Source organism: Pseudonocardia sp. D17 (assembly GCF_036984265.1).
In the GTDB taxonomy this organism is placed as follows: domain Bacteria; phylum Actinomycetota; class Actinomycetes; order Mycobacteriales; family Pseudonocardiaceae; genus Pseudonocardia; species Pseudonocardia benzenivorans.
In genome coordinates this window covers 93534-100276 of record NZ_BPRG01000030.1, presented here as the reverse complement: position 1 = coordinate 100276, position 6743 = coordinate 93534, and the positions used below count along the sequence as shown (strand labels likewise).

General features: G+C 73.4%; 8 protein-coding genes. 2 read left to right on the top strand and 6 right to left on the bottom strand.

What is annotated here, in order from left to right:
- A partial coding sequence (locus PSD17_RS04570) for a hypothetical protein (RefSeq protein ID WP_339121731.1) occupies positions 1 to 266 on the top strand: 266 nt, incomplete at its 5' end.
- A 767-nt stretch (positions 267 to 1033) separates the two neighbouring features.
- Here PSD17_RS04570 and PSD17_RS04565 read toward each other — a convergent pair.
- On the bottom strand, positions 1034 to 2074 hold the full coding sequence (locus PSD17_RS04565; RefSeq protein WP_339121729.1) for a hypothetical protein: 1041 nt from the start codon (positions 2072 to 2074) through the stop codon (positions 1034 to 1036).
- Positions 2075 to 2232: 158 nt separating this feature from the next.
- Between PSD17_RS04565 and PSD17_RS04560 the strand changes: the two genes are divergently transcribed.
- Positions 2233 to 2721: a Rieske (2Fe-2S) protein gene (locus PSD17_RS04560; RefSeq protein WP_339121727.1), complete on the top strand. Its 489-nt coding sequence runs from the start codon at positions 2233 to 2235 to the stop codon at positions 2719 to 2721.
- A gap of 71 nt (positions 2722 to 2792) precedes the next feature.
- Here PSD17_RS04560 and PSD17_RS04555 read toward each other — a convergent pair whose 3' ends face one another.
- The 5 genes from PSD17_RS04555 to tsf form a co-directional block, all read right to left on the bottom strand.
- A complete protein-coding gene (locus tag PSD17_RS04555) occupies positions 2793 to 3557 on the bottom strand; it encodes a class I SAM-dependent methyltransferase (RefSeq protein WP_339121725.1) in 765 nt (254 codons plus the stop codon).
- A gap of 3 nt (positions 3558 to 3560) precedes the next feature.
- Positions 3561 to 4412 carry a phosphatidate cytidylyltransferase gene (locus PSD17_RS04550; RefSeq protein WP_339121723.1) on the bottom strand — a complete coding sequence of 284 codons (852 nt, stop codon included), beginning with the start codon at positions 4410 to 4412 and terminating at the stop codon, positions 3561 to 3563.
- Between the two features lie 114 nt (positions 4413 to 4526).
- Positions 4527 to 5084 carry a ribosome recycling factor gene (frr, locus tag PSD17_RS04545; RefSeq protein ID WP_013676785.1) on the bottom strand — a complete coding sequence of 186 codons (558 nt, stop codon included), beginning with the start codon at positions 5082 to 5084 and terminating at the stop codon, positions 4527 to 4529.
- A 35-nt stretch (positions 5085 to 5119) separates the two neighbouring features.
- Entirely contained in the window at positions 5120 to 5878 is a 759-nt protein-coding gene (gene pyrH / locus PSD17_RS04540; RefSeq protein WP_013676786.1) for a UMP kinase, read from the bottom strand.
- A 16-nt stretch (positions 5879 to 5894) separates the two neighbouring features.
- Entirely contained in the window at positions 5895 to 6722 is an 828-nt protein-coding gene (gene tsf, locus PSD17_RS04535; protein WP_013676787.1) for a translation elongation factor Ts, read from the bottom strand.
- Positions 6723 to 6743 lie beyond the last annotated feature (21 nt).

Genomic DNA, 6743 nt, shown 5'->3' with positions numbered 1-6743 from the left:
GCGGCATCGGCGTCGGGCGGCTCGGCACGGCGCGGCGCGGCGTCCAGCGGCACGGCGCGGCGCGGCGCGGCGCGGCGCGGCGTCGGGTGGCGCGGTGGCAAGCGGCGCGGCGTCCGGCAGCGCGGTGTCCGGTGGCGGCGGGCGCGGCGGCATCGGCGAACGCAGCGGCATCGGCGAACGCAGCGGCATCGCCGGGCGCGGCGCAGCGGCGTCGGCGGGCAGGCGCCGCCCTGGGGACCCTGGCGAAGAATCCGGGACGGACCTGATCAGCGGAGCCCCGCCCAGCACGATCCCCGAATCCGTCCATGAGCAGCGTCCTCGGGACATGGACGCATCTCCTTGCGCCCATGTCCCACAACTGGTGATCAACCCATGTCGGACCTCGCGTCGCCCTCAGGTGTGCGGAGCCGAGCGACCCGGCCGGACCTCCAGCGCGACGCCCCGGCCCGACTATCCGCTTGCCCCGCCCTGATCACCGAACCCGGGACATGAGCGCATCTCCTCGCGTCGATGTCCCACGTTCGGCGATCAACCGGAGCCGCAGGCTCGCCGTCGCCACCCGCTCCGACCGACGCGCCGACGCCGCACTGCGGTCCCAACCGAACCACAAGCACGAGGCCCGCCCGGTTGATCGCCGACCTCGGGATATGCCCGCACCACATGGCGCCCACGTCCCGCATTCGGCGATCAACCCGTGTCGCGGCCCTGCAGCCACCATCACCGCCGACCGGGCCGCTCCGGGGACGACCCGGGCAGCGCCGGACTCGGCGGCGATTCGACGGCGCGACTGCGGAGCCGGTCGGTCGCGGTCACCGGGCGTCGTCGACGAGACTCGTCATCAGCCGGCAACCACGGCCCCTGCGCGGCGGCCTCCCCGCCCCGCGCCATCACACCTCCGACACGGCGCGCACCATCGGCATCCGGGACGTGACCGTGCGGTGTCGGGCCGGTCGAGCGACCGTGCCCGGCAGCGGCACGAGTGCGACCTCGATCTCTGCCGACATCACCCGTGCCCGGAACCGGCGCGGGCCACTCAGCGGGGCGGGGCGCCCGGAGCGCGGACGGGCTCGGTCGGGCCCTGGCCGTCCGCGCGGGCGGGGCCGTGGGCACGCACCGTCGGGCCGAAGGGGTCGCCGGCCGTGCGGGCCGGGACCGGGGGCCGGCCGCCCCGGGACGGCGGAACCGGCCTGGGCCGGGGTGTGGCGCGGCGCTGCGATACCGGTGGCGGGGAGCCGGGCCGTCGCGGCGCCGGCGCCGGGCCGGCAGCAGCCGGGGCCGGGGCCGGTCCAGCGGCAGCCGGGGCCGGGGCGGGTCCGGCCGCCGGCGGCACCCGCAGGGGACCAGCGTGGCGGTGCACCACTGCGGGGCCCACGGAAGCGGCGCCGGCAGCGGGGCGCGCGGCCGCGGAGCCTGCGGCAGGCGGCGCCGGCCGCAGGGCCGCCGCGGGGGCATATCCGGTGCGGTCGTCGTCGGGCGCGGGCTCCCGGCCCGTCCGGCGACGCAGCACCGTCGACAACTGTGGGAGGCGCAGGGACCTCAGCACCGCGGGCGACACGAGCCCGGCGCGGAGCGCCCCCGCGACCCAGAAGACGAGTGCGCCGCCGAACCCGACGAGCCCCTGCGACGCCGTCGACCCCATCGTGCCGAGCGCGACGACGGCGCCCACCGCCGAGAGCACGAGCACCAGCCCTCCGACCAGCACGAACGTGCGCGAGCCGATGATCGTCGAGAGCGAAAACAGCACGATCGCCACGAGCGCGCTCGCCAGGGGGACGGCCAGCTCGCTCCACGACGTCATGCCGACGCCGACGAGCGCGGCGAGCGCAAGTGCACCGGCGACGACGGCCTGCCGGACGAGCCGCGCCCGCCGGGCAGGTCCGAGCGAGAGCCCCGAGCCGTGGCGGCGGCGCACCAGCGTCCACAACCCGCCGGCGACGCCCAGCCCGGCGGCCATGAGGACCGTGCCGGACCCGCCCGAGAGGGCGAGGGCACCGGCGATCCACCACAGCACACCAAGGACGGTCTCGATCTGAGGAGCGGCCACCCCGTCGGGGAGCCTGATCGGGCGCGTCATGAACCCACGGTAGCCATTTCCGGTCGGGAGGCGTCGGGGGCGGTCGCCACCCCACAGCAGCCCCACACCCGGCCTGTCATGGTTGAAGTTGCAACGGATCCGCCCTGCGTGGGATGCCACCCCGAACGGCGCCCGCGCCACCACCGGGAGACCCCTCGATGTCGCGTACCGCACCCAGCACCACCGACGACGCTCCCCCGGCCACCGCGCCCGGTACCCCGACCTACTCCCGGCGGGCGATCGTCGCCGGTGCGGGAGCCGTCGCGGTGAGTGCCGGGCTGCTCGTCGCCGGATGCTCGACCGGATCGGGCGGCTCCGACCCCGGCAGCGGTTCCGGCGAGGGGTCGGGACCGGCGCCGACGACCGGTCCCCTCGGTCCGTCGTCGGACGTGCCGGTCGGCAGCGCGAAGATCTACGAGGACCAGGGGGTCGTCGTCACCCAGGCGTCGGCGGGGACGTTCGCCGCCTTCTCGACGACGTGCCCTCACCAGGGTTGCACCGTGAACGAGGTGCAGGGCGCGTCGATCATATGTCCCTGCCACGGCAGCACCTTCGGCCTCGACGGGTCCGTCGAGCGCGGCCCGGCCCAGCGCGGCCTCACGCCCGAGCAGGTGAAGGTCGAGGGCGGTCAGATCGTCCTGGGCTGAACGTGGGAGTGGCCGCGCGGCTGCGGTGAATGTCCGTCGGAGTGGCCCGGCTGCGTCCTTAGCGACGAGTCCTAGCGACGAGCGTGGCCGGGCCTGGCGAGCAGGCCCGTCGGGGCCCGGCGCACGTGCACGCGGTAACCGACGGGGATCGTCAGGCCGGGGGTCGCGGCTATCGCGCGTGCCGCCACCTCGCGGGAGAACTCGATGCGCAGGACGGCCTCGAGGGTCGCGCGGTCGTCGAACCGCCACGTCGTGGGCACGCGACGCATGACGAAACCGCGCTCGTCGAACCAGCGCTCGACCTTCGCGGGGTCGTAGCGAGGCAGGTCCGCGCGCAGCCAGTCGCCATAGGGAGCGGCCGTGAAGTCGAGGTCGACGATCGCGAGCACGCCGCCGGGGCGCAGCACCCGATCGGCTTCGGCGAGCCCGTCCTCGCAACCCGGGCCGAAGAAGTAGGCGGTGCGCGCGTGCACGACGTCGACGGAGCGGTCCGACAGCGGCAGATTCGCCGCCCCCGCCTCGACGACCCGCACGCGGTCGAGTCCGGCGACCCGGGCGCGGGCCCGCGCGACCAGCGGCGGATGTGGCTCGGCCCCGACCACCGAGGCCGCGTCGGAGGCGAAGCGCGGGAGATGGAACCCGTCGCCGCAGCCGACGTCGAGCACGTCCGCGCCGGCCCAGTCGGCGAGCTCCCGCAGGACGGCCCACACGGCGTCGTCGACGTCCTGCGCGGCGTTCTCTCGCTCGTAGACCTCCGGCCAGTTCCAGATGTTCGGGCTCGGGATGGCAGGGCCGGGCTTGAGCCGACCGCCGAAGCCGGCGTAGAGCCGCGCCATGCGTCAGCCGACCGGCAGCAGGACGCTCAGCGCGAGCCAGGCGACGAACGCCGCGGGCAGCATCGAGTCGAGCCGATCCATCAGTCCGCCGTGGCCGGGCAGGAGCGTGCCCATGTCCTTGATCCCGAGGTCGCGCTTGACCAGGGACTCGCACAGGTCGCCCAACGTCGCCGTGCCCACGAGCAGGGCGCCGACGATGGCCCCGATCCACCACGGCCCGTCGAGCAGGAGCGCCACCGACAGCGACCCGGCCACGACGCCCGCGAGGACCGACCCGGCGAAGCCTTCCCACGACTTCTTGGGACTGATCGTGGGCGCCATGGGATGGCGACCGGCGAGCACGCCCGCGGCATAGCCGCCGACGTCGGAGGCAACGACGCAGATCATGAACGTCAGCACCCGGCCGACGCCGTCCTGCGGCAACACCAACAGCACCGCGAAGGACGCGAACAGCGGCACGTAGGCAGCCGCGAACAGGCTCGCGCCCACGTCGCGCAGGAAGCCCTCGGCGCCCCGGCGCATCCGCGCGATCATGCAGCCGAGCGCGGTGAGCGCGAACGCGCCCACGACGCCCTGCACGCCGAACGGCCAGCTCAGCCAGATCATCGCCTGCCCGCCGACGAGCAGCACCGGCAGCGCGACGGCGATCCCGGCGGCCCGGCGCAGCGCGCCCGCGAGCTCCCACGTCCCGACCGCGACGGCCACGGCGATGACCCCGAGGAAGAAGTGCCGCTCCAGCAGGAGCGACGCGAGGATCAGGACCCCGAGGGCGACCCCGACCCCGATCGCGGCAACCAGGTTGCGCCCCGCCCGTGACTGCCGCTTCTCCGGTCGGCCGGCCGCGTCCGCGCTCACGACGGACGACACGACGGTCTCCGGCGACGCCGGCGGCGCAGCCGGAGGGGTCGCTGACGCGGACTCATGCGAGAGGCTCACGCGGCGCGACCGTGGGCGGGGCGGGACATCTGCTCAGACCTCGAGGAGCTCGGCTTCCTTGTGCTTCACCAGCTCGTCGACCTGGTGGACGTACTTGTCGGTCGTGCCCTGCAGCTCCTTCTCCGCGCGACCGACCTCGTCCTCGCCCGCCTCGCCCTCCTTGACGATGCGGTGCAGCTCCTCCATCGCCTTGCGACGGAGGCTGCGGATGGTCACGCGCGCGTCCTCGCCCTTGCCGCGCGCGACCTTGACCATCTCCTTGCGCCGCTCCTCCGACAGCTGCGGGATCACCACACGGATGATCTGGCCGTCGTTGGTGGGGTTGACGCCCAGGTCGGAGTTGCGGATCGCCTTCTCGAGTGCCCCGATCTGGCTGGCGTCGTACGGCTTGACGACGGCCATCCGGGCCTCGGGCACGCTGACCGACGCGAGCTGGTTCAACGGCGTCATCGCGCCGTAGTAGTCGACCATGATCCGGGAGAACATCGACGGCGTCGCCCGGCCGGTCCGCACACTGGCCAGGTCGTCCTTGGCCACGGAGACGGCCTTCTCCATCTTCTCCTCGGCGTCGAAGAGTGTCTCGTCGATCACGGCTGCTCCCCAGCGTTCAGGCGGCGACGACCGGGTCAGCTCGCCCGGTCGTTCTCCGGCGTGGTCACCAGCGTCCCGATCCTCTCACCACGCACGGCCCGTGCGATGTTTCCTTCGGTGAGCAGGTTGAACACGATGATCGGCATGCGATTGTCCATGCACAGGCTGAACGCGGTCGCGTCGGCCACCTTCAGCCCCCGTTCGAGCACCTGGCGATGGGTGATCTCGGTGAACAGCGTGGCGTCGGGATCGGTCTTCGGGTCGGCCGTGTACACGCCGTCGACTCCCTTGGCCAGCAGCAACGCGTCGCACCCGATCTCGAGCGCGCGCTGGGCGCCGGCGGTGTCGGTCGAGAAGTACGGCATGCCGACGCCCGCGCCGAAGATCACGACGCGACCCTTCTCCAGGTGCCGCATCGCCCGGCGCGGGATGTAGGCCTCCGCGACCTGGCCCATGGTGATGGCCGTCTGCACCCGGGTGTCGATGCCGTGGCTGCGCTCCAGGAAGTCCTGCAGCGCGAGGCAGTTCATGACGGTCGCCAGCATGCCCATGTAGTCGGCGCGCGAGCGGTCCATGCCGCCCTGCTGCAGCTCGGCCCCGCGGAAGAAGTTCCCGCCGCCGATCACCACGGCGACCTGGACCCCGCTGGAGACCACCTCAGCGATCTGGCGCGCGACGGTCTGGACGACGGTCGGGTCGACGCCGAGCCCCCCGCCGCCGAACATCTCGCCGCCGAGCTTCAGCAGCACGCGGCGGAATCCGGGGCGGGGGGTGGCGTCGACTGGGTCGCTCATGCTCGTCGGGCCCGGCTCAGGCCTGTCCGACCTCGAAGCGGACGAACTCCTTGACCGTCACACCAGCCTCGTCGAGGAGCGCCTTGACGCTCTTCTTCGGCTCCTGGACCGACGGCTGCTCCAGCAGCACGACGTCCTTGAAGAAGCCGTTGACCCGGCCCTCGACGATCCGCGGCAGCACCTGGTCGGGCTTGCCCTCCTCGCGGGCGGTGGCCTCGGCGATGCGCTTCTCGTTGTCGATGACGTCGCTGGGCACCTCCTCGCGCGTGGTGTAGCGCGGGCGGGCGGCGGCGACGTGCATCGCGACGCCGCGGACCGTCTCGTCGGCCGCGGCGGCGTCGGCCGCCTCGTAGGACACCAGCGCGCCGATGGCCGGCGGCAGGTCCGACGAACGACGGTGCAGGTACAGCGCGACCGGTCCGTCGATGTGGATGTAGCGCTTGAGCTCGAGCTTCTCGCCGATGCGGGCGGACAGCGCCTGGACCGCGTCGGCCACGGTGCCGCCGTCGAGCTGGGCCTTCGCCAGCGCCTCGACGTCGGCGGGCTTCTGCTCCACCGCGACGGCGAGGATCTTGTCGGCGAGGGTGATGAAGTCGTCGCTCTTGGCGACGAAGTCCGTCTCGCAGTCCAGCTCGACCATCGTGCCGCCCTGGGCGACGACCAGGCCGTTGGAGGTGGAGCGCTCGGCGCGCTTGCCCACATCCTTCGCACCCTTGATGCGCAGCAGCTCGACGGCCTTGTCCAGGTCGCCGTCGGACTCGTCGAGGGCCTTCTTGCAGTCCATCATCCCGGAGCCGGTGAGCTCACGGAGCCGCTTGACGTCGGCGGCGGTGTAGTTCGCCATCGCTGTGGTCTCTTCGTCCTC

Excerpts from the sequence above, each read along its gene's own strand:
- PSD17_RS04565 (WP_339121729.1), bottom strand. The coding sequence starts at position 2,074 with ATGACGCGCCCGATCAGGCTCCCCGACGGGGTGGCCGCTCCTCAGATC.
- PSD17_RS04560 (WP_339121727.1), top strand. The coding sequence starts at position 2,233 with ATGTCGCGTACCGCACCCAGCACCACCGACGACGCTCCCCCGGCCACC.
- PSD17_RS04555 (WP_339121725.1), bottom strand. The coding sequence starts at position 3,557 with ATGGCGCGGCTCTACGCCGGCTTCGGCGGTCGGCTCAAGCCCGGCCCT.
- pyrH (WP_013676786.1), bottom strand. The coding sequence starts at position 5,878 with ATGAGCGACCCAGTCGACGCCACCCCCCGCCCCGGATTCCGCCGCGTG.
- tsf (WP_013676787.1), bottom strand. The coding sequence starts at position 6,722 with ATGGCGAACTACACCGCCGCCGACGTCAAGCGGCTCCGTGAGCTCACC.